This window comes from Serratia sp. CoH_134_PS_4 (genome assembly GCF_058190535.1).
The window spans coordinates 49,773-71,206 of record NZ_JBXWKI010000012.1; the positions used below are offsets into that span (position 1 = coordinate 49,773).

18 protein-coding genes are annotated in these 21,434 nt (G+C 55.0%); 6 read left to right on the plus strand and 12 right to left on the minus strand.

The window, feature by feature from the left end:
- Positions 1-5: 5 nt before the first annotated feature.
- The 3 genes from artJ to AC2FCQ_RS18260 all read right to left on the minus strand — a co-directional run bounded on the left by artJ (position 6) and on the right by AC2FCQ_RS18260 (position 2,308).
- Positions 6-737 (minus strand): arginine ABC transporter substrate-binding protein, encoded by a 732-nt coding sequence (artJ, locus tag AC2FCQ_RS18250; RefSeq protein WP_209632524.1) that lies wholly within the window; start codon positions 735-737, stop codon positions 6-8.
- Between the two features lie 33 nt (positions 738-770).
- Positions 771-1,499, minus strand: coding sequence for an arginine ABC transporter ATP-binding protein ArtP (gene artP, locus AC2FCQ_RS18255; protein WP_209632525.1), 729 nt, complete (start codon positions 1,497-1,499; stop codon positions 771-773).
- A 260-nt stretch (positions 1,500-1,759) separates the two neighbouring features.
- Positions 1,760-2,308 (minus strand): lipoprotein, encoded by a 549-nt coding sequence (locus tag AC2FCQ_RS18260; RefSeq protein ID WP_404759964.1) that lies wholly within the window; start codon positions 2,306-2,308, stop codon positions 1,760-1,762.
- 161 nt (positions 2,309-2,469) lie between these two features.
- On the opposite strand from AC2FCQ_RS18260, the gene AC2FCQ_RS18265 reads away from it, so the two are divergent.
- A complete protein-coding gene (locus AC2FCQ_RS18265; RefSeq protein WP_209632527.1) occupies positions 2,470-2,793 on the plus strand; it encodes a heavy metal-binding domain-containing protein in 324 nt (107 codons plus the stop codon).
- Between the two features lie 43 nt (positions 2,794-2,836).
- Here the strand turns inward: AC2FCQ_RS18265 and AC2FCQ_RS18270 are convergent, their stop codons facing one another.
- Positions 2,837-4,372, minus strand: coding sequence for a DUF3300 domain-containing protein (locus AC2FCQ_RS18270; RefSeq protein WP_490308752.1), 1,536 nt, complete (start codon positions 4,370-4,372; stop codon positions 2,837-2,839).
- A 180-nt stretch (positions 4,373-4,552) separates the two neighbouring features.
- Between AC2FCQ_RS18270 and AC2FCQ_RS18275 the strand changes: the two genes are divergently transcribed.
- On the plus strand, positions 4,553-5,389 hold the full coding sequence (locus tag AC2FCQ_RS18275) for an N-acetylmuramoyl-L-alanine amidase (RefSeq protein WP_490308751.1): 837 nt from the start codon (positions 4,553-4,555) through the stop codon (positions 5,387-5,389).
- On the opposite strand, the gene AC2FCQ_RS18280 is transcribed toward AC2FCQ_RS18275, so the two are convergent.
- Positions 5,390-6,400, minus strand: a complete 1,011-nt coding sequence (locus AC2FCQ_RS18280) for a 3-beta-hydroxysteroid dehydrogenase (RefSeq protein WP_209632530.1) — start codon at positions 6,398-6,400, stop codon at positions 5,390-5,392.
- 153 nt (positions 6,401-6,553) lie between these two features.
- A complete protein-coding gene (locus AC2FCQ_RS18285; RefSeq protein ID WP_490308749.1) occupies positions 6,554-7,984 on the minus strand; it encodes a DUF2867 domain-containing protein in 1,431 nt (476 codons plus the stop codon).
- 145 nt (positions 7,985-8,129) lie between these two features.
- Here AC2FCQ_RS18285 and AC2FCQ_RS18290 point away from each other — a divergent pair, with 145 nt between their 5' ends.
- Positions 8,130-8,477 carry a DUF1294 domain-containing protein gene (locus AC2FCQ_RS18290; RefSeq protein WP_490308765.1) on the plus strand — a complete coding sequence of 116 codons (348 nt, stop codon included), beginning with the start codon at positions 8,130-8,132 and terminating at the stop codon, positions 8,475-8,477.
- Between the two features lie 34 nt (positions 8,478-8,511).
- Here AC2FCQ_RS18290 and ltaE read toward each other — a convergent pair whose 3' ends face one another.
- The 5 genes from ltaE to AC2FCQ_RS18315 all read right to left on the minus strand — a co-directional run bounded on the left by ltaE (position 8,512) and on the right by AC2FCQ_RS18315 (position 15,318).
- Complete coding sequence (ltaE, locus tag AC2FCQ_RS18295) at positions 8,512-9,528, minus strand: low-specificity L-threonine aldolase (RefSeq protein ID WP_209632532.1); 1,017 nt, start codon at positions 9,526-9,528, stop codon at positions 8,512-8,514.
- Positions 9,529-9,644: 116 nt separating this feature from the next.
- Complete coding sequence (gene poxB / locus AC2FCQ_RS18300) at positions 9,645-11,366, minus strand: ubiquinone-dependent pyruvate dehydrogenase (RefSeq protein WP_404759959.1); 1,722 nt, start codon at positions 11,364-11,366, stop codon at positions 9,645-9,647.
- A 178-nt stretch (positions 11,367-11,544) separates the two neighbouring features.
- Complete coding sequence (hcr, locus tag AC2FCQ_RS18305) at positions 11,545-12,549, minus strand: NADH oxidoreductase (protein ID WP_490308748.1); 1,005 nt, start codon at positions 12,547-12,549, stop codon at positions 11,545-11,547.
- A 50-nt stretch (positions 12,550-12,599) separates the two neighbouring features.
- Positions 12,600-14,249 (minus strand): hydroxylamine reductase, encoded by a 1,650-nt coding sequence (gene hcp, locus AC2FCQ_RS18310; RefSeq protein WP_209632535.1) that lies wholly within the window; start codon positions 14,247-14,249, stop codon positions 12,600-12,602.
- A gap of 172 nt (positions 14,250-14,421) precedes the next feature.
- Positions 14,422-15,318, minus strand: a complete 897-nt coding sequence (locus AC2FCQ_RS18315) for a LysO family transporter (protein WP_209632536.1) — start codon at positions 15,316-15,318, stop codon at positions 14,422-14,424.
- Positions 15,319-15,509: 191 nt separating this feature from the next.
- Between AC2FCQ_RS18315 and AC2FCQ_RS18320 the strand changes: the two genes are divergently transcribed.
- Complete coding sequence (locus tag AC2FCQ_RS18320; RefSeq protein ID WP_209632537.1) at positions 15,510-17,174, plus strand: ATP-dependent endonuclease; 1,665 nt, start codon at positions 15,510-15,512, stop codon at positions 17,172-17,174.
- On the opposite strand, the gene AC2FCQ_RS18325 is transcribed toward AC2FCQ_RS18320, so the two are convergent.
- Positions 17,171-18,139: a VirK/YbjX family protein gene (locus tag AC2FCQ_RS18325; protein ID WP_404759957.1), complete on the minus strand. Its 969-nt coding sequence runs from the start codon at positions 18,137-18,139 to the stop codon at positions 17,171-17,173. The two genes, AC2FCQ_RS18320 and AC2FCQ_RS18325, sit on opposite strands and share 4 nt — an antisense overlap.
- A gap of 191 nt (positions 18,140-18,330) precedes the next feature.
- On the opposite strand from AC2FCQ_RS18325, the gene macA reads away from it, so the two are divergent.
- Positions 18,331-19,446, plus strand: a complete 1,116-nt coding sequence (gene macA / locus AC2FCQ_RS18330; RefSeq protein WP_404759956.1) for a macrolide transporter subunit MacA — start codon at positions 18,331-18,333, stop codon at positions 19,444-19,446.
- Positions 19,446-21,392 carry a macrolide ABC transporter ATP-binding protein/permease MacB gene (macB, locus tag AC2FCQ_RS18335; RefSeq protein WP_490308747.1) on the plus strand — a complete coding sequence of 649 codons (1,947 nt, stop codon included), beginning with the start codon at positions 19,446-19,448 and terminating at the stop codon, positions 21,390-21,392. Before macA ends, macB begins: the two co-directional genes overlap by 1 nt.
- Positions 21,393-21,434: the final 42 nt, after the last annotated feature.

A 21,434-nucleotide genomic window follows, 5' to 3' on the forward strand; every position in this document is an offset into this window, starting at 1 on the left:
GTTGATTACTGCTGGAACCATTTTTTGTAGATGGTTTCGTAAGTCCCATCCTGTTTGATCTTGTCCAGAGCAGCGTTGAATTTGCCCTGAAGATCGGTGTTTTTCTGGCGAACGGCAATGCCCAGACCGGTGCCGAAGTAATCTTTGTCGGTCACTTTATCGCCCACTGCGCCCAGTGCCGCATTTTGCTTCAGCCATTCATTGACGACGGCAGTATCACCGAATACCGCATCAACGCGGCCGTTTTTCAGATCCAGAATGGCGTTCTGATAGCTGTCATAAGGCACGGTGGTGATTTCCGGGTGTTTGTCGGTCAGGTATTTCTGGTGAGTGGTGCCATTCTGCACGCCCACTTTTTTACCTTTCAGTGCAGCCACGTCGGCAACTTTGCCTTTCTGGGCGACAAACAGCGCAGAGTTATCGTAATAGGGTTTGGTAAACAGGACCTGTTTTTCACGTTCTGGCGTGATGTCCATACCGGCCATGACTGCGTCAAAACGCTTGAATTTCAGGCTTGGGATCAGGCTGTCAAAGGCTTGATTCGTGAAGGTACACTCAGCCTGGATCTCTTTACACAATGCATTGGCCAGGTCGACGTCAAAACCCTGGATTTTGTTGCCGGCGTCAATAAATTCAAATGGAGGATAAGACGCTTCGGTAGCGAAACGGATCGTTTCGGCTGCAGAGGCGGAAACGCTGATGCCAGCCAATACGGCGGCGATTATTAGTTTTTTCATCGCAAACTCCCCAAATTACAGCAAGTAAAATTGTTAGTGTGATAAGTAATTAGCAAACTCGGTGGTCTGTGGCTGCGTGAAGTGACTGGCATCGCCTTGTTCCACCACGTGGCCGTTTTCCATGTAAACCACGCGGCTGGCGGTTTTACGCGCCACTTCGACTTCATGGGTAACGATCACCTGGGTGATACCGGTGCCGGCCAATTCACGAATGATGCTGACGATCTGGGCGGTAATTTCAGGATCCAGCGCGGCAGTCGGTTCGTCAAACAGCAGCACCTGTGGTTCCATCATCAGCGCACGGGCGATCGCAACACGCTGCTGTTGGCCACCGGAAAGGTGCAGTGGGAAACGATCGGCAAAGTCGGTCAGGCGCAAGCGTTTCAGCAGTTTTTCGGCACGTTCCATCGCCTGAGCTTTGGTCAGACCCAGCACGCGGCACGGCGCTTCGATCAAGTTTTGCACTACGGTTAGGTGAGGCCAGAGATTATATTGCTGGAAAACCATACCGACGTTCTGACGTAGCTCGCGAATGGCTTTTTCACCAGGAGCCTGTTTGAAGTCGAATTGATTACCGGCGATCTGCAATTGGCCTGAGCGTGGCATTTCCAACAGGTTTAACACCCGTAATAACGAGCTTTTCCCTGCGCCGCTTGGACCAAGCAGCACTAAGGTTTCCCCTGCTGGGCAATCCAGCGTGATGTCAAACAGCGCCTGATGTGCGCCGTAATAGCAGTTGATACCGTTAAGTTGAATGCTCATGCGCCAGAATTGAATAGATATTGATGCCGCAAATGTTAACTTCCACAGAATACTTATGCAATCTTTGTGCGTTAAAATTTATTACTGCGCGGCAGGATAGTGAAAGAATAGCACAAGATACCGCGTGTCAGGTTCGAAGGGGGGATTTGTCGTGCATGCTGTGAGGTAGGTAGCGAAATTTCTCAAACTGAGCAAATATTGAGCGCAATCAAGGCATTTTTCTGACGACCGGCCCGGAAAGGGCCGGTAAGCGAGTGAGGTTACTGGTTTTCCAGCACTTGGCGCAGCGTACCGCTGGTGGCATGCGGTGGCACATTCAGATAGCGGATGTCATCCACGACCCAACAAGTGCCTTCACGCACCATCAACACTTCATCCTGCCAGTTGATCGTATTGCTGCCCTCTTTTTGGCGGCTGAGCTGAACGCGTAACGGGATATTCTTGGCATCCGTATTTGGAATGGTCGAGGCGCTGGCGACGGTTGCACTGGTCGGCCCCTGAGCATTGCCGGTAAACAGATCGCCTGTGATCTGATATTTACCCGGGTTCTGGTTGGCGCTTACCAGGTCCTGATACAGCACCTTACTCAGGTAAGGCTGCAACTGCGCCAGACGGTTGCTGTCCGGCAATGTGTTGCTGGTGCCCTGTTGCAGGCGCAGATCGTAAAATTTCTGTGCGACCGTATCCGGGCCGCCTTCCACACAACCGCCAGTACGGGTACCGATATCCTTGAATGCCGGTTCGACGGTGGTACAGGCACTCAGTAACAGCGCTAAGGGAAAAACAGCCGCAATCGTTTTTGTTTTCATCTCATTACCTTATGTGAAAGTCTCTACCATGAAGACCATTAGCCTACAGTATAAATGCGATTTCAGGCCTTGCATTCGTACTGCGTGCCATTTCATAACAGAACATAATTCCAAATTGATGGTCAGATAAATGCGATGAATCAATCAAGCTAGGAGTTTTGATGCAGCTTTCCACTACCCCGACCCTGGAAGGGTTTACCATTACCGAATATTGCGGAGTTGTCACCGGCGAGGCCATTTTGGGGGCCAATATTTTCCGCGATTTCTTCGCTGGCGTGCGTGACATCGTTGGTGGGCGTTCCGGTGCCTATGAGAAAGAGCTGCGCAAAGCGCGGTTGATTGCCTTCAAGGAGCTGGAAGAACAAGCGCAAGAGTTGGGCGCAAATGCGGTTGTCGGTATCGATATTGATTACGAGACTGTGGGTAAAGACAGCAGCATGCTGATGGTCACCGTCAGCGGCACAGCAGTGAAAATCAGTCGTTAATCCTTTTCTCTGACGCCCCGGCTTTCGCCGGGGCGTCCTCGTATTATCCGGCTTTACGTTCTTCAATTTTGACTGGACGGTGTTCCTGCGGTTTGGCTTCCGCGGCAGGGCGATGTTGCACCTGTTGAACTTGCTGTGGGTGGAACGGCTGCGGCGCGTTATGCGGCGTCGGGATATTTGGCCGTTGTTGAACCTGCTGTGGGCGGAAAACGTTGGCCTCAGGTGCCGTATGGACGACCGGTTTAGCCGCCGGTATATGGACGGCCTGCTGTACGGCCGGCGGTGCCACTGTACGCTGTTCCGGCTGGCGCATTGGCCGACTATCAGTCTGATGAACGGGAACGGGCGCTGCTTGTACTCTTGGCGGTTGTTTCACTGCTGCAGGCGCCGTATGGTTGAAATTCGGCATGGTCATCGGTTGCTGACCCTGTGCTGAACGTACCGTTACATGCGGTGCAGTGACAGTCCCTGTATGAGTAAAGTTCGGGGCTGCCATGGGCTGACGACCGGCTGCTGCCACCGGTGCCTGTGGGGCAAAGTGAGGTTGTTGCACAGGAGCAACGTTAATTGCCGGATGAGCCGTTGGTGCGGCAAAACGCGGCGCCGGATTCACCGGTGTATTGTTGAAGTTGGTTACAGTGCTGCTGCGGTTCACATTATTGTATTGGTTAATATTGGTTACACGGTTAATCACCGTAGTGGAATGCGAAATATAGGGAGCATTGTTGTAGACCACCGGTTGCCGCCGATTATTCCAGTGAACATCCCAGCTATGCCAGCCGTCATGATGATTCTGATTAATCAATGCCCCGACCACGATACCTACGCCAAAACTGATCACACCGGTTGCCAGCATATCGCTGCTGCTATAGCTGGAGGCGTTTTGATAACTGTAATTGGGGTAGGCGGGGATGGGCTGGCCATAGGCTACCCAAGGGTCGTATCGCGGCACATAAACCACATCCGGCTGGCTGGGTTCAATAACAATGGTCTGGGCAGGGGCAGCCACTATGCTTTGTGCATAGGGTTGTTGCTCAACATACTGCGTAGTCGGTGCCACAATCACTCTTTGCTGGGGGGATGTTTTGAGCGTACCTTTAGCCGACGCACGTTGACGGAGCACCTGAATGGCATTCATCACATCAGTGGGATCGTTGAGATAAGCACTGCCCAACGCAGTAGTCCAGGGGATATTTTTCGCCATCTGGTCTAACACATCAGGAAATTGAACCAAACTACGTACGCTAGGATCCCAAGGCTGGCTGTCTGCGGCCGTGGTGAGTGCAGCCGGTTGCAGGCCGCGGTTTTGCCCCAGCCAGTTATCGGCAGCGCTGATTTGATCAGGATAACCCGCACCGGCGAGGACCTGAGCCAGCAGCTTGTCAGGGAAAAGTGCCACCGGACTCACTAATTGATACAGTTGGTCGGCACTCAAGGGCGTATAGGCCGGCGCGGGGGCCGGGGAGGCTGCGGTCGGAGAACCGCCCCCCATGGTATTGGCTATTGTTTTTTGATCGCATCCACTGAGCGGCAGCATGGCGATACACATCAGCCATGTTAAATAGCTTGGCTTGAACATGAGCGACTCACTTTTATCAGCGCAGGTAATAGTATGAGCTTAACAGCTGCACTGCACTCTGTTAGCCAGGTGTAACACTCGCTTGCACATCTGGCTGCTCTGTCATCATTACGTGATTATTGGATACAGGTTAATCAATCTGAGTTACAAATTCGGGCATCGAAAACGCAGGAGGGAGTCTTGAAAATTTGGCCTGGGATATGCGTTGCGGTCCTGCTCGCAGGTTGCCAAAGTGAACAGCAGCGTACGACTGTTGATCGCGGCGATTACCAGCTTGAAACTCTGCATCAGGCGCAGGGCGCGGACCAACGTATTCGTTTTTTGGTGATGCATTACACTGCGGAGGATTTCCATTCCTCGTTAAAAACCCTGACGGACGAACACGTCAGTGCGCATTATCTGTTGCCCGCGCATCCGCCGTTGGTGGAGGGCAAGCCGGTTGCTTTCCAACTGGTGCCGGAAGCTCTGCGTGCCTGGCATGCGGGGGCCAGCAGTTGGCGTGGCAGAACCAACCTGAATGACACTTCGATCGGCATCGAAATAGTCAATCGCGGGTTCAACCGCACGCTGCTGTTTACCCATTGGCAGCCCTATACGCCGCAGCAAATTGCGCTGTTAGTCTCACTGAGCCGCGATATTATACAGCGCTACGGTATTCAACCGATGGACGTGGTAGGGCACAGCGATATCGCGCCGCAGCGCAAGCAGGATCCTGGTCCGTTATTCCCCTGGCAACAACTGGCACAAGCGGGGATTGGCGCCTGGCCGGATCCGGCGAAGGTGCAGGCGTTGTTGGCGGGGCGTGATAAACATGCCGCTGTGCCGTTGGCGCCGTTAATGGAAAAGCTGGCGCGCTACGGTTATGGCATTGATGCGAAGTGGGACGTCAGGCAGCAAAAAAATGTGTTGGCAGTGTTTCAAATGCATTTCCGGCCCAGCGATTATCGCGGTGAGCCGGATGTCGAGAGTGAGGCCATCATCGACGCGCTGCTGTTGAAGTACGGCACAGCGCGTTAATTACAGACCGTGCAGTTTGCCGTGCTCTTTTAGCCAGCGGGCGGTGCGGTAAATGCCTTCATCCAACGAAACAACGGGGTGATAGTCTAGCTCTTGCTGGGCGCGTGTGATGTCCAGCGTCAGATCGAAATTCAGCTTGGCGACGCCATAATGGGTTAGCACTGGCTCTTTTTCGCTTTTGCTGCCGAGTTTTTCCATCCCGCGGGCCATCATATCGAGCATCGGATAGGGCACAGAACGGATCCGGCATTTCATGCCCAGTTCGTCGATCAACTGTTGCACTACGCTACGTAGCTGGCGTGGTTGTTCGTTGGTGATGTTATAAGCGCGCCCGGAGGGGGTATTCTCTTTCTGGGTTGCCAGCCACATGGCATGGACCGCATTCTCCAGGTAAGTCATGTCCACCAGCGCCGCGCCGCCGCGCGGCAACAGCAAATTGCCATAGCGTTTGATCATCTGCAGCAGACGCGGCAGCATCACTTTATCGTGTGGCCCAAATAACCCCTGAGGGCGCAGGATAGTAAAGTGCGTTTGCGGGTTGGACAACGCCAACTGCTGGATCACGTGCTCACCGGCAGCCTTGCTGCGAGCGAACTCGTTAGCATAACGCACGGGGCGGAAGTCTTCAGTGATGTTGCGGTGGTGGTGGTAATCGAAGTAAACCGCCGGCGAGGAGATATGGATAAACTGCGACACCCCGTAGGCCGCCGCCCATTCGCCTAAGCGACGGGTCGCACGCACATTGGCCAGTTCAAAGGCTTCTTCAGTGCCCCAAGGGGACGTAAAGCTTGAGCAGTGCCACAGAACGTCCACGTCGGCCAGCATAGCTTTGGCCTGCGATGAGATCAGGTTGGTGAGATCGGCATGAATGAATTCTGCGCCCATTTTTTCCAGCAAACTGCCCATGGCCTGGTTGCGGCCGGTGGCGCGCACTTTTATGCCCTGACGACGGAGATATTCAACGGCGTTACGGCCTAATCCACTGGTTGCACCGGTGACCAATACCTTCATAACGAACTCTATTCTCACCAAAAATCAGAATGCTGACGGCCTTCAGCGGCGCTACAGCAAATAAGATGCCATTCTTCCGTTATTTCGTGCTCTATGCAATCGGAAAGGGCCTAACCGCAGCAGCAAACTGTGCGGTTGATCGACAATTAAGCATTAACGCTTATCCTCTTCGGCCAGTCTGGCAATTCGGCGCGCCATGCCGCGAAAAATAAACAGATGAGCAGGCATCATGGCGAACCAATACAGCAATCCACTGAACCCTGCCGGGTGCCACCAGGCGCGCACATCCAGAGTACGATGGTCACCGTGGTCTTTGATCGTGAAGGCCAGGCGGCCCAACCCTGGGGCTTTCATGCCGAACAATAACGCCAGTAATCGCTGTGGCTTGATGGTGATGACTTTCCAGCCGTCGACCAGATCGCCAACGGCCAGCGTGTCACGCTCCGGTCGGCCATAAACCACGCGGTTGCCGATCATATCGTCCATGCGGGCGCGGATCTGCCAAAGGATGTTGGCATAGAAATAGCCTTCTTTACCGCCCAGCTGTTGCACCGTATGCCACAGTGCCTGGCTAGATGCCGAGGTTTTCAGCGAATAACCCGCTTGCTTCGGGTAGAAACCATAGCCCGGTCGCCAACGTGCTCGCGCTTCGGGATCGTAGCCCCAATCGGCGGAATCAACCACCTCTTCCTCTCGCTTCAGCGTCGCGGTCACAGCCTGATCAAAGGTTTGCAGCGTTTGCGGTATCAGCGCCTGCAAGGGTTTACCGTCGGCGGGCAGATCGTGGTTCAATCCCTGAATGAGTGCGCGTGCAATAGAGGTCGGCACCGAGGTAATCATGCTGATGAACCACACCGAGATAAAGCGCGTCGGCAGCGGGATAGGGATCAGCCAGCGTTTTTTGCCGCTGATGGTGATGAAGCGCTCAAACAGGGTTTGATAGCTGATGTACTCCGGGCCGGCGACGTCAAAAATACGGTTTTCTTCTGCCGGATGCTCCAGCAGATCGGCCAGATATACCAGCAGGTTTTCTAACGCGACCGGCGACGATTTGGACCGCACCCAGCGCGGTGGCGTCAGTATTGGCAGGTTGTAGACCATGTCACGCATGATTTCGAAGGCGGCGGAGCCGGGGCCGACGATGATACTGGCGCGCAGTTCGGTAATAGGGATGCCACTTTGGCGCAAGATCTCGCCGGTCAGCTTGCGCGCGACCAAGTGCGGTGAGCTGTCACCGTCCGGTTGCAGCGCGCCAAGAAAAATAACCTGTTTAACGCTGGAGCTGCGCAACGCATCACGCAGGTTTTCCGCTGCCTGACGCTCTTTTTCAATAAAGTCATCGCCATCACCCATACCGTGGATCAGGTAATAAACGGCATCGATGTCCCACAGTGCGGCGGCCAGCGTTTCTGGCTGGTAGACGTCGACATACTGGCAGTTAACCTGCGGCCAGTTTTGTTCTTGCAGCCATTCGATACGGCGCGCGGCGGCGGTAATGTCATGCCCCTGTTCAATCAGGTGGGGAATCAGGTTTTGGCCGATGTAGCCGCTGGCTCCAAGAACCAGAATGCGTTGAGGTGTCATTAGCGCCGCCTTATGCGGTGAAGTTCATTGTCACAGGATGCCAAATCCACCGTTTAAATGCACTTTTTGTGTGGTTATGAGGGCGTTGCATCCGTCGTCGAGCGGCGTCACACTACGCACCGTTTGTCTGAGCTAAGCCGGAATGATGAAACTTAATGCCGTTTGTTATGCCTTGTTGGGACTGGTGCTGATCGCCAGTGTGTTTTTCCTGCATCCTGTCTGGATGTGGTGGTTGTTGGTTAACCTGCTGACGTTAGTGGTATACGGTGCGGATAAGCTTGCTGCGCGCAAAGGATGGCAACGGATGCCGGAAAGCACGCTGCTGGTATTCGGTTTGGTGGGGGGCTGGATTGGGGCAATCGTGGCCCAGCAGTGGTTTCGCCACAAAACCCAGAAGCAGCCTTTCAAGAGCGGGTTTATCGTCAGTGTGATTCTGAATGTGGTAGCGACCCTGGCGATTTGGTATTGGGTTTATGGCCGCTGGATATTATGAAGACGGGGCGTTGTCGCCCCGTCCAGGTAAAGGCTTAGGCATGCTGTTTGAGGAATTGTTGCCACAAGTCGACTACGCGCTGCAAATCCTGACGGTTGACGTCGAGGTGCGTCAGAATACGCGTTAGCGGCCCGCTGCTGATCAATACGCCATGCTCGCGCATCCAGGGGCCCAGCTTGGCGGCCAGCTCTGGCGATTGACGTAGGTACAGCACGTTGGTTTGTGCCCCCGGCTCTGCTATCTCCACGCCAATCTCTTGCAGCTGTTGTTCCAGCCATTTGGCGTTGTCATGATCTTCACGCAGCCGTTCAACATTGTGCTCCAGTGCATATAACCCGGCCGCGGCCAAAATACCGGCCTGGCGCAGGCCACCGCCGGTCATTTTACGCCAGCGCAAGGCGTGTTGGATAAACGCCTTGCTGCCACACAGCAGCGAACCCACCGGAGCACCCAGCCCTTTCGACAGGCAAATGGTAAAGGTATCGCAGTACTGCACAATGTCTTTCAATGGCACATTCAGTGCGACGGCGGCGTTAAAGATACGTGCGCCGTCAATGTGCAATGCCAGTTGATGTTCACGGCTGAACTGCCAGGCTTGTTGCAGGTATGCTAGCGGTAATACACGGCCGCTGATGGTGTTTTCCAGGCTCAGCAAACGCGTCTTGGCGAAATGAATGTCATCGGGTTTGATCGCTGCGGCGACCTTATCGAGCGGCAAAGTACCGTCTGGGTTTGCTTCGATAGGCTGTGGCTGGATGCTACCGAGGACTGCCGCGCCGCCGGCTTCATATTTATAGTTATGCGCCTGCTGGCCGACAATGTACTCGTCACCGCGCTGGCAATGGCTGAGTAGCGCCACCAGATTGGCCTGAGTGCCGCTTGGCAAGAATAGCGCCGCTTCTTTACCGGACAGGCGGACCGCTTCCGCCTCAAGTGCGTTAACCGTGGGGTCATCGCCGTAAACGTCATCACCAACTTCGGCACGGGCCATGGCCTCGCGCATGGCGGCACTTGGACGGGTCACGGTGTCACTGCGTAAATCAATAAGCATAGTTAACCTTGGGGATGGCTGATGGGAAAGGGAATATGACCTCCATCATAGCGGGATTCTTTTATGACAAAAGAGAAAAATACCGGGAACAGCAACCGCTGAACCCGGAAGGTGTTTTAACGTAACCAGTTGGTTTTTGCCAGCTCGACCACTTCGTCACCGCGGCCGTTGATAATGGCGCGCAGCATGTACAGGCTAAAGCCCTTGGCCTGTTCGAATTTGATCTGCGGCGGCATCGCCAACTCTTGTTTTGCGGTGACAACGTCCAACAACGCCGGGCCGGGATGCGCCAACATTTCCTGCAGCGCGGCGTCCAGTTCCGACGCTTTTTCCACGCGAATGCCTTTCACACCCGCGGCGTTGGCAATCGCTGCGAAATCGGGGTTGTGCAGATCGGTCCCATCGGTCAGATAGCCGCCGGCTTTCATTTCCATCGCCACAAATCCCAGTACGCTGTTGTTGAATATCACAATCTTGACCGGCAGTTTCAACTGGGCCAATGAAAGGAAATCCCCCATCAGCATGGTGAAGCCGCCGTCGCCGCACATGGCGATCACCTGTTTGTTCGGTTCGGTGGCCTGTGCGCCAATCGCCTGTGGCATGGCGTTAGCCATCGAGCCATGGTTGAACGAACCGAGCAGGCGACGTTTGCCGTTCATCTTCACATAGCGTGCAGCCCACACTGTGGGTGTACCAACGTCACAGGTGAAAATGGCATCGTCGCTGGCGTATTGGCTGAGCTGTTGCGCCAGATACTGCGGGTGAATCGGCTGATCGTCGTTGGCCGTCGCCAGCCCGTCGAGATCCTTGCGTGCAGTGCGATAGTGCTCCAGCGCCTTGTCGAGAAATGCGTGGTCACTCTTGGGCTCCAACTGCGGCAGCAGGGCAGTGAGGGTGGTATGAATATCACCCACCAGTGCCATATTGACCGGGCAGTGTGCGCCGATACTGCCGGGGTTGATATCGATCTGAATGATATTGGCATTGGTTGGGTAGAAGGCGCGGTACGGGAACTGGGTGCCAAGCAACACCAGCGTATCGGCGTTCATCATCGCGTGGTAGCCGGAGGAGAAACCGATCAAACCGGTCATGCCGACGCTGTAAGGGTTATCCCACTCGATATGTTCTTTGCCACGCAGTGCATGTACAACCGGGGCTTGCAGCAATTCTGCCAGTTTAACCACTTCGTCATGCGAACCGGCGCAGCCGCTGCCGCACATTAACGTAATGTTTTTCGCCTTGTTCAGGGTCTCCGCCAGCTTGTTCAATTCGCTCATTGGCGGTTGTACCAGTGGCAGTGCCGGGGTATGCCACACCATGCTGGCATCTTCGGGGGCCATACGCAGCGCCACGTCGCCCGGGAGTACGATCACTGACACACCGCGATTGAGGATCGCCTTGCGCATGGCGATTTCCAGTACCCGCGGTAGCTGTTCCGGGTTGGAAACGAGTTCGCAATAATGGCTGCATTCGCGGAACAGTTCTTGTGGATGAGTTTCTTGAAAATAACCACTGCCGATTTCGCTGGAGGGAATGTGCGCGGCAATCGCCAATACGGGGACGTGGTTACGGTGGCAATCGAACAGACCATTAATCAGATGCAGGTTACCGGGGCCGCAGGAGCCGGCGCAGACCGCCAATTCACCGGTAAGTTGGGCTTCCGCACCGGCAGCGAAGGCGGCGACCTCTTCGTGGCGCGTGCCAAGCCAGTCGATGGTACCCATGCGATGCAGGCTGTCGCTCAGACCGTTGAGCGAATCGCCGGTAACGCCCCAAATACGTTTCACACCTGCCTGTTCCAGTGTTTTGGCGATCAGTGTGGCTACGGTTTGCTTCATAGTTCCCCCAAATATGATAAAAACACCCAAATTTCAATGTATTGAAATTTCCAAGTGTGACTTATTGGATATTGAGCAGATGAACCTGATAAAAGCGCAGAACGGAGAAAGTGTAGAAGGGGAAGGTAAAGCATGCTTGCCGATAAATGCCCCATCGTGGTCGACGGGGCAGCAAGCGTCATGCCAGGACAACGTCACCTTGTAGTTGGCAACTGCAGGCCAGCACGTAACCCTGGGCGATTTCCTCAGGAGTCAGCGTCATATTACTGCTGGTGGTGTAGTTGCCTTCGAGGATACGGGTTTTGCACGAACCGCACACGCCGGCCCGGCAGGCGGCATTGACCGGTAATGCGTTGGCTTCCATCGCGGCCAGCAGCGTACTGCCGACCGGGACGCGGAATTCACGCAGCGGTCTGGCGGCGCGCAGCGTTAATCCTTCACCTTGCCCAGTATCGGCTTCTGTCGGCGTATGGAACTGCTCTTTATGGAAACGGGCCGCTGAAACGCCAAGTTGCAGACACAGTTGTTCCACTTGGGCCATATAAGGGGCGGGACCGCAGGTCATCACCGTGCGATCGATGAGGTCAGGCACGGTTTGGCGCAGTACTTCAGCACTAATTCGCCCGCTGAGATAACCGGGTTGAACATCCTGTTCAGCTATCAGCGTTAACCGCAACTGCGGATGCTTGGCGCACAACGCGTGCCATTGTTTGGCGAAAAGGGTGTCGGCCGGAGTACGCACGTTAAAGATCACTGCGATATCACAGGTTGGGCGGTTTGCCACCAGCCAACGGCACATGGAGATGATTGGCGTAACGCCGCAGCCAGCCGCCAACATCAGATAACGATCGGACGGGTGTTGTTCACAACTGAATTCACCCTGGGCATCGGACAGCCACAGCGTATTGCCGGGTTTGACCTCGCGCGTTAACCAGCGGGAACCGATGCCGTCCGGCAGACAGCGCACGCTGATGCTGAGAAAACGGCTCTGACCGGGCGAAGAAGATAACGTATAGGCACGCAGCGTATCTTCACTATTGCGTATGCTGACCAGCGCAAACTGGCCGGGTTGATAAGGGTAAAAAACGTCGCAGATCAGGTTTAACGTCCAGACGTCGGCGGTTTCTTGCTGGATCGAATGTACCTGCATACGGTTGGGGCAAAGCGGGCTGGGTTGGGTCATAGGGCACCTCAAAAGCAACGGGGCCAGCATGTGTGGCCCCAAAAAGGGTATTAACCAAGCAAGGCGTTCAGATCCTGCTCAACGGTGGTGATCGGGCGCATGCCGAACTTATCGTTGAGGATCGCCATCAAGTTGTCAGTCAAGAAGCCGGGTGCGGTTGGCCCAGTGACAATGTTTTTGACACCCAGTGACAGCAGCGTCAGCAGGATAACGATCGCCTTTTGCTCAAACCACGACAGTACCAGGCTGAGTGGCAACGCGTTGACCGAGCAGCCGAGGGTATCAGCCAGTTTGACTGCCAGCATAATGGCCGAATAGGCATCGTTACATTGACCGACATCCAGCAGACGTGGCAGCCCTTCAAGGGTGCCGAAATCCAGCTTGTTGAAGCGATATTTGCCACAGGCTAACGTCATAATCAGGCAGTCTTGCGGAACGCTGCGCGCAAAGTCGGTGAAGTAGCTGCGTTCGTCGCGGCTACCGTCACAGCCGCCAACCAGAAATACGTGGCGCAGTTTCTTTTGTGCGACTAAATCAATCACCGTATCAGCGGCGTTGAGCAGCGTCTGACGGCCAAAACCGACGGTGATCATATGTTCGATTTCGGTATACGGGAAACCATTCATCCCCTGCGCCTGCGCGATCACTTGGGTGAAGTCGTCCCCTTCCAAATGATTAACGCCCGGCCAGCCGACGATGCTACGCGTCCAAATACGATCGCCGTAGTGACCAACGTTGGGATCGATAATACAGTTAGAGGTCATCACTATCGGACCTGGGAATTTCGCGAACTCGATCTGTTGGTTCTGCCAACCGCTGCCGTAATTGCCCACCAGATGTTTGAATTTTTTCAGTTCCGGGTAACCGTGTGCCGGCAGCATTTCGCCGTGGGTATAGACGTTCACGCCCTGGCCTTCGGTTTGTTCGAGCAGCATGCGCAGATCTTTCAGATCGTGGCCGGAGATCAGAATGGCTTTCCCGGCCACCGGCCGAACGTTTACCGCGCTAGGCAGGGGATCGCCGTAGGCTTGTGTTTCGCCGTGATCGAGGATTGCCATCACATTGAAATTCATTTTGCCAATGCCCATGGCGTTGTTCAGCAGGGTATCGACGTCGCGTGGCTGGGTGCCGAGCCAGGCCATAAAAGCGTGGTAATCGGCGTAGATCTGCTCGTCGAACTGACCCAGTACGTGAGCGTGTTCCATATAGGCTGCTGCACCTTTCAGGCCATACAGGCACAGCATTCGCAGGCCGTGCACGTCGTCACCGACCTCAGCCTTGTCGGTATTCAAGGCAAACTGAGCGGCTTGTTGCAACAGTGTCGCGATGTCGTCACCGGCCAATTGCAGCGTAGCCAGCGGATGGTCGACACGGACGTCAGCGTCCAGTAACCGGCAACGAGTGGCCAGCGATTCGCGCAGGGCGATGGTTTCCCGTGCGTAACCGATGATGCGCTCTGAATCGAAGTTGACATTGGTCAGGGTAGAGAAGAAGGCGCGTGGGGCAAAACTGTCGATATCGTGATCGACGATACCAAGTGCTCTGGCCTGCAACGCCCAGGCGGATAGGCCTTGTAACGCCGCGACCAACAGGTCTTGCAGATCGGAGGTTTCTGCCGTTTTGCCGCACATACCTTGGGCATAGGAGCAGCCGTTGCCCGCAGGGGTACGGATGGTTTGTTCACATTGCACACAGAACATAATCGCTTCCTTTTTAAAGTTGCATTTTTAATGCTTGTTTAAAAGCATAGATCGGCAATCGGGGCTTAAAAAGGCTTTTGTGATGCAACCACGGACAACTTTGATTTAGCGCAATTTTGCTGTGAGGATGGGAATTATTCCGATTTCCGGGGGCGGTGCCCCCGGAGAGATCTCAAGAGAACAGGGCGATAAGTACCGGTGCCAGCAGGCTCAACAGGAAGCCATGCACGATGGCCGGCGGCACTATCTCCAGTCCGCCGCTGCGTTGCAGCACCGGTAGGGTGAAGTCCATCGAGGTTGCGCCACACAGGCCCAGGGCGGAGGAGCGGCTGCGGCGTACCAGCGTTGGGATCAGCATGATGGCTATCAGCTCGCGAGCCAGATCGTTAAAGAAGGCCGCGCTGCCCAGTACTGGACCGTAAGCGTCAGTGATCAAGATACCGGAGAGCGAATACCAGCCAAAACCGGATGCCATGGCTAACCCCGCTTTGATCGGCAGCCCCAGCAGTTGTGCGGCCAATGCGCCGCCCGCCAGTGCGCTAACCACGACAACGACTGCGACTATCATGCCGCGTCGGTTAAGCACGATTTGGCGTAACGTCATGCCGCTGTTACGCAGTTGGATGCCGACCAGCAGCAGCAAGAAAATCAATGCGTACTCGCTGCCTTTATTGGCGAACTGCAACCACTGCCACTGCGTCAGACCAAGCAGGAAACCGCCGAGCACTACGCCACACAGCTTGAGTGATTCCAGCGCCATGTGCAGACGTGAGGGCAGTTTTTCCTGTTTATGGGTGTTGCGCCACGGCATTTTGCGTTCCAACAACGCCAGCATCAGCAAGCTGATGGCGAGAATGCACAGGAAAAAGACGGCAGCATACTGGAATATCAGCACCAAATTGCTGCTCAGATCCTCCAGGAAGGCCAGGCTGATGCCCATGAAAAACAGGATCACGTACACCATCCAGCTCAGCAGACGGTTGATGGTTTGCAGTAGCGTTCGACTGCGCAACGGAACGAGGTAACCGGCAATCAGCGGTAACAGAATAATCAGCAGTCCTGAATACATGGTGAAGCTTGCGTCCTTTGTTCGGAGGGGGCGCCTGGATGAACGGCGAGGCACCACACGCTAACCAAAACAGCGGCTAGAGTAAAGCGGCAGATTTGACGTTGTCCGCTTGACCTGAAAGGGGTTTTTTGACCATGCTCTGAAGAGGTCACCCCATTAAGGACGGTGGCAGTGCGCACGGGAGGCGACAGATGTTCTTAGAGCGTATCGAGATTGTAGGTTTCCGCGGCATTAACCGGCTGTCATTGATGCTGGACGACAACACGCTGCTGATCGGCGAAAATGCCTGGGGCAAATCCAGTCTGCTGGACGCACTGACGCTGCTGCTGGCACCGGAGCCAAAGTTGTACCGTTTTGAAGCGCATGATTTTCACTTTCCGCCTGGAGAAGAAGATGCCAAAGATCGGCATTTACAGGTGGTATTTACCTTCTGTGAAAAAGACATCGGCCATGCGCATTTGCCCCGTTACCGCCATCTGTCACCGCTATGGGTCAAGGGTGACGATAACCTCAACCGCATTTATTACCGTTGCGAAGGCGAACTGGCCGACGACGACACGGTGTGTACCTGGCGCTGTTTTCTGGATGCCGACGGCAACGCGATGCCGTTACATCATATTGAGCAATTGGCTCATGCCATTATTCGTATCCATCCCGTGTTACGCCTACGGGATGCGCGGTTTATCCGTCGCCTGCGGCCCAGCACGCTCAATGATGAGCATCCGGCCGACAACCAGGCGCTGGCTCAGCAATTGGATCAACTGACGCGTGAGCTGGTGCGTAACCCACAAAAATTAACGAATGCCGAACTGCGTCAAGGGCTGGCTGCAATGCAACAGCTGTTGGAACACTACTTTGCCGAACAGGGTTCGCAGGTGACGCGACCGCGCAGACAGCGACCGGGGCAAGATCAGGATCAACAGGCATGGCGCTCGCTGGACAGCATCAACCGCATGGTCGCTGAGCCAAACAGCCGCAGTATGCGGCTTATTCTTCTGGGGATGTTTTCTACGTTGCTGCAGGCCAAAGGCAGCATCAAGCTGGATCCGCACGCTCGACCGCTATTGCTGGTTGAGGATCCGGAAACCCGCTTACATCCGATCATGTTGTCGGTCGCCTGGGGTTTGCTTAACCAATTGCCGCTGCAACGCATCACCACCACCAATTCCAGCGAATTGGTGTCGTTGGTCCCGGTAGAGCACGTTTGCCGGTTGGTGCGTGAATCTGGGAGAGTCGCCACTTACCGCCTTGGGCCGCGCGGGCTGGGCCCGGAGGACGGGCGACGTATTTCTTTCCATATTCGTTTTAACCGGCCCTCATCACTGTTTGCCCGCTGCTGGTTGTTGGTGGAGGGGGAAACGGAAGTGTGGTTGCTGAACGAATTGGCGCGTCAGTGCGGTTACCATTTCGAGGCGGAAGGGGTGCGCGTGATTGAGTTCGCCCAGTGCGGTCTGAAGCCACTGTTGAGGTTTGCCCGACGTATGGGCATTGAGTGGCATGCATTGGTGGACGGTGATGAAGCGGGGCGAAAATACGCCGCCACCGTACGCGGCATGCTGGATAACCATGAAGACAACGAGCGTGATCGGCTCACCGCGTTGCCTGCGCCGGATATGGAACATTTCATGTTCCGCGAGGGCTTCAGTGCAGTTTATTATCGAGTGGCGTCGGTGCCGAGCAATGCCCAAATGCCAATACGCAAGGTGATTCTGAAGGCAGTACATCATTCATCAAAACCGGATTTGGCGATCGAGGTTGCGATGCAAGCCGGTGAGCGCGGCACCGATTCGGTGCCGCCATTGCTCAAGAAAATGTTCTCACGCGTGATTTGGCTGGCGCGCGGCCGGGCCGATTAGACCCCGGCAAAGCGGGATGGGGGGCTGAAGTGTTCCGCCATTCCCTGTTCCAGTTCGTCTAACAGTTGATAGCGTCGGCGGTATTCGGCGCGCTTTTTGCTGACCACTTCATCGATCGGTTTACGGGCGATGTGTTCCGGCAGCAGGAAATAGCCGCTTTCAAGCATTTTACCGCCCATTGATGTCCAGAATTGATCGTAATCGGCATGGAGCTTATCTTTCTTTTTACTGCGATAGCGCCAGTTTTGGTAGATATGCGTAGCATTGCCAACCGCGACAATTTGCTGAATACCCAGATGGCGTGCCAAAGTACAAAGGCCTTCCAGTACCAGCCGTTTTGGGAACAATCCGTGACACTCTTTGGTGGTCAACTGGATTTCAGCGTGCGGTACCTGATGATTGGCCCCCTGCAACCCACCGATAAAGAGCGTGGGCTGTTGCTGGTAGTGCATCAGTGCAAAGGTGATCTCCGCCAGCATAATGCCGCTGGCATTACGCAGCAGCAGGGTCGTTTCCCCTTCCTTATTCAGATTATCGATGGCAGCCAACTCCAATGAAACGGCTGTACCGCTCTTGCCGGTGGCACTGGCCAGTACAAAAGGCTTGTTCAGATGACCGAGCAGCATTTTCCGTGGCATGCGTTGCAGACTGAGATCGTAGTGATCGCGCAGGGCGAACAGGCATTCGATTTTGCTCATGTTCGCCGCCAGATACGGTCGATGCAATTTGCACGGTAGATTGGGCTGCGCGTTCAGAATCTCATTGAGCAGCGGGTTTGATGCCAGCGTGCTGAGCAAACCGCTGGTGGTTCGCCAGCAAAATAAAGAACGGGCGATAAACTTCAGGCGGAATGATGTTTTTTTCCACGCTTTGCTCGGCGCCTTGTCGCCATTGGCCAGCGCCGTCATCAATTGCAAGCCATTAAGCGGGCGTGCAGATGCGAGTGGATAGCTGAGCTGAGACATGATGAAATCCTTGGCTGTATTGAATAACGCTATTTCACCAAGCCTTCACTAAACGGGAGTTCAATGCTGAATGTAACAAAGGATGTCTCCACATTGTGTTGAGCTAAGGTTTAGTTATTCATTACTGTGCGTGATAATTTAGCCTCGCTGCCGCTATTGGCAGTCTGAATTTCAACAGGCAGGAACCTATTTTGACGTGGTTTAAAGGACATAAGCGACGGTTGGTCATGGTGCTGATTGTGGTGGTAGCGATCGCCGCAATGCTGGCCTGGCACTTTGGTCATCCGGCGCCAACGCCGTTTAAAACGGTTAAGGTCGTCAAGGGCGACCTGCAACAAAACGTGCTCGCGACCGGGCAACTTGATGCGGTACGCAAGGTTGACGTTGGTGCGCAGGTTAGCGGGCAATTAGAAAGCCTCTTTGTCGAAATTGGCGACCGGGTGAAAAAAGGCCAGTTACTGGGCGTGATTGATCCGCAACAAGCGCAGAACAGCATCCGCGAGGGTGAGGCGACCCTGCGAGATTTGCATGCCCAGTTACAGCAGGCACAGGCGGAGCAAAAGTTGGCTGCGGTCACGCTGCAGCGCAATCAGGCATTGGCGAAGTTGCAAGCGGTTTCACGCCAGGACTTGGATCAGGCCGCCACGCAGTTGGCGGTGAAGAAAGCGCAGGTAGGTACTATCCATGCGCAAATCGCCAAGAATCAGGCAAGCCTGGACACCGCAAAAATTAATCTGGCATTTACCCGTATTGAAGCACCGATGGACGGTGATGTGGTACAGATCACCACGCTACAGGGCCAGACGGTGATTGCCGCTCAGCAGGCACCGAACATTCTGACCCTGGCGGATCTCAGCACTATGCTGGTAAAGGCGCAGGTGTCGGAGGCGGATATAATCAGCCTCAAGCCAGGCCAAAAAGCCTGGTTTACCGTACTGGGCGATCCTAACCGGCGCTTTGACGGCGTGCTGAAAGACATTCAGCCCACTCCAGAGAAGGTCAATAACGCCATTTTCTATTATGCGCGTTTTGAAGTGCCGAACCCTGAGGGGCTGTTGCGGCTGCAAATGACTGCACAGGTACATATTCAACTGGCGGGCGTTAGCCAGGCTCTGGTGATCCCGTTGGCAGCGTTGGGCGATCAAATCGCCGATAATCGCTACCACGTTTCGATCATGAAGCAGGGCAAGGAAGAAAAGCGCGAGGTTGCCATTGGCCTGCGTAATAACATTGACGTACAAATTCTTAGTGGACTGGATATCGGCGATGAAGTGATTGTCAGCCGTGGCGGCGTGGAGGCCATCTGATGGCGGCGCTGTTGGAGCTGAGCGGCATTTGCCGCAGCTATCAGTCGGGCGATCAGACGGTAGCCGTACTGAAGAACGTGAGCCTTAGCATTGACGCCGGTGAAATGGTGGCCATCATGGGCGCTTCCGGCTCCGGTAAATCAACCCTGATGAATATTCTCGGTTGCCTGGATAAACCCAGTGCTGGCGTGTATCGCGTGGCTGGACAAGATGTGGCGACGCTCAATGGTGATGCGCTGGCTCGGCTGAGGCGTGAGCATTTTGGCTTTATCTTCCAGCGTTATCATCTATTACCCCATTTGAGCGCAGCGCACAACGTCGAGGTGCCGGCGGTGTACGCAGGGTTGGGTAAGGCCGCGCGGCGTGAGAGAGCCGTGGCATTACTGCAACGTCTTGGGCTGAGTGAACGTGTGGGTTATCGACCCAGCCAGCTTTCAGGCGGTCAGCAACAGCGTGTCAGTATCGCTCGAGCGTTGATGAACGGTGGTCAGGTGATCTTGGCGGATGAACCGACCGGTGCCCTTGATAGCCATTCCGGTGAAGAGGTGATGACGATCCTCAAGCAACTGCGCGAGCAGGGGCACACGGTGATTATCGTCACCCACGATCCGGCGGTGGCTCAGCAGGCAGAACGGGTCATTGAAATCCGGGACGGGGAGATCATTGCTGATTCACGTCCGGATCAGCGAGGCAATCCGAACGCCAAGGCATTGGAGATGGTGGCGCCTGAGCCATCCTGGCGGCAAACGGCGGGTCGTTTCCGTGAGGCATTGGTGATGGCCTGGCGAGCGATGGCGGCGAGTAAAATGCGTACGGCGTTGACCATGCTGGGCATTATCATCGGTATTGCTTCTGTGGTGTCGATTCTGGTGATCGGCGACGCCGCCAAACAGATGGTACTGGCGGATATCAAATCGATCGGCACCAATACGATCGATATCTATCCCGGCAAGGATTTTGGGGATGACGACCCTACCTTCCGCCAGGCCCTTAAGTACGACGACCTTGCTGCACTACGTGAACAACCCTACATCAGTGCGCTATCGCCCACCATTGCCAGCAGTATGCGGCTGCGGTTAGGCAACGTCGACGTGGCAGCCAATGTCACCGGGGTCAGTGAACAGTTTTTCCACGTGTATGGCATGACCTTTACCCAAGGTTCCGGTATTGATCAACTGCAGGTGCAATCGCAGTCTCAGACGGTAGTGATTGATGCCAATACCCAGCGCCGGTTGTTCCCGCACCAGAAGGATGTCGTAGGGAAGGTGATTTTGGTCGGTAATATGCCGGCGACGGTAGTCGGGGTGGCGAAAGAAAAGCAGTCAATGTTTGGCAGCAGCAAGACGCTCAATGTCTGGGTACCTTATAGCACCATGGCAAACCGGTTAATGGGCAATGCCTATTTTGATTCGATCACGGTGCGTATCCGCGAAGGCTACAACAGTCAGGAGGCGGAGCAGCAGCTTACCCGTTTGTTAACGCTGCGCCACGGCAAGAAAGACATCTTCACCTATAACATGGACAGTTTGGTGCAGACGGCAGAGAAAACCACGCGTACGTTACAGTTGTTCCTGACGTTAGTGGCGGTAATTTCACTGGTGGTCGGTGGGATCGGCGTGATGAATATCATGCTGGTGTCAGTGACGGAGCGCACGCGTGAAATCGGGATTCGTATGGCCGTGGGGGCGCGTTCCGGCGATGTGTTACAGCAATTCTTGATCGAGGCTGTGCTGGTGTGTTTGGTTGGCGGTGCGCTGGGGATCACGTTGTCCTTCGCCATCGGTTTGCTGGTTCAGGTGGTACTGCCGGGGTGGCAAATCAGTTTCCCACCGGCGGCGTTGCTCAGTGCGTTTGTGTGTTCCACCGCAATTGGCGTGGTATTCGGTTATCTGCCTGCACGCAGCGCTGCGCGGCTTAACCCGATTGACGCGCTGGCCCGCGAATAGCATGATAATAAAAAATGCCAGTCATACGGCGGCTGGCATTTT

What these genes read in the sequence shown, in the direction of transcription:
- artJ (WP_209632524.1), bottom strand. Translation starts at nt 737, where the DNA reads ATGAAAAAACTAATAATCGCCGCCGTATTGGCTGGCATCAGCGTTTCC.
- artP (WP_209632525.1), bottom strand. Translation starts at nt 1,499, where the DNA reads ATGAGCATTCAACTTAACGGTATCAACTGCTATTACGGCGCACATCAG.
- AC2FCQ_RS18260 (WP_404759964.1), bottom strand. Translation starts at nt 2,308, where the DNA reads ATGAAAACAAAAACGATTGCGGCTGTTTTTCCCTTAGCGCTGTTACTG.
- AC2FCQ_RS18265 (WP_209632527.1), top strand. Translation starts at nt 2,470, where the DNA reads ATGCAGCTTTCCACTACCCCGACCCTGGAAGGGTTTACCATTACCGAA.
- AC2FCQ_RS18270 (WP_490308752.1), bottom strand. Translation starts at nt 4,372, where the DNA reads ATGTTCAAGCCAAGCTATTTAACATGGCTGATGTGTATCGCCATGCTG.
- AC2FCQ_RS18280 (WP_209632530.1), bottom strand. Translation starts at nt 6,400, where the DNA reads ATGAAGGTATTGGTCACCGGTGCAACCAGTGGATTAGGCCGTAACGCC.
- AC2FCQ_RS18285 (WP_490308749.1), bottom strand. Translation starts at nt 7,984, where the DNA reads ATGACACCTCAACGCATTCTGGTTCTTGGAGCCAGCGGCTACATCGGC.
- AC2FCQ_RS18290 (WP_490308765.1), top strand. Translation starts at nt 8,130, where the DNA reads ATGAAACTTAATGCCGTTTGTTATGCCTTGTTGGGACTGGTGCTGATC.
- ltaE (WP_209632532.1), bottom strand. Translation starts at nt 9,528, where the DNA reads ATGCTTATTGATTTACGCAGTGACACCGTGACCCGTCCAAGTGCCGCC.
- poxB (WP_404759959.1), bottom strand. Translation starts at nt 11,366, where the DNA reads ATGAAGCAAACCGTAGCCACACTGATCGCCAAAACACTGGAACAGGCA.
- hcr (WP_490308748.1), bottom strand. Translation starts at nt 12,549, where the DNA reads ATGACCCAACCCAGCCCGCTTTGCCCCAACCGTATGCAGGTACATTCG.
- hcp (WP_209632535.1), bottom strand. Translation starts at nt 14,249, where the DNA reads ATGTTCTGTGTGCAATGTGAACAAACCATCCGTACCCCTGCGGGCAAC.
- AC2FCQ_RS18315 (WP_209632536.1), bottom strand. Translation starts at nt 15,318, where the DNA reads ATGTATTCAGGACTGCTGATTATTCTGTTACCGCTGATTGCCGGTTAC.
- AC2FCQ_RS18320 (WP_209632537.1), top strand. Translation starts at nt 15,510, where the DNA reads ATGTTCTTAGAGCGTATCGAGATTGTAGGTTTCCGCGGCATTAACCGG.
- AC2FCQ_RS18325 (WP_404759957.1), bottom strand. Translation starts at nt 18,139, where the DNA reads ATGTCTCAGCTCAGCTATCCACTCGCATCTGCACGCCCGCTTAATGGC.
- macB (WP_490308747.1), top strand. Translation starts at nt 19,446, where the DNA reads ATGGCGGCGCTGTTGGAGCTGAGCGGCATTTGCCGCAGCTATCAGTCG.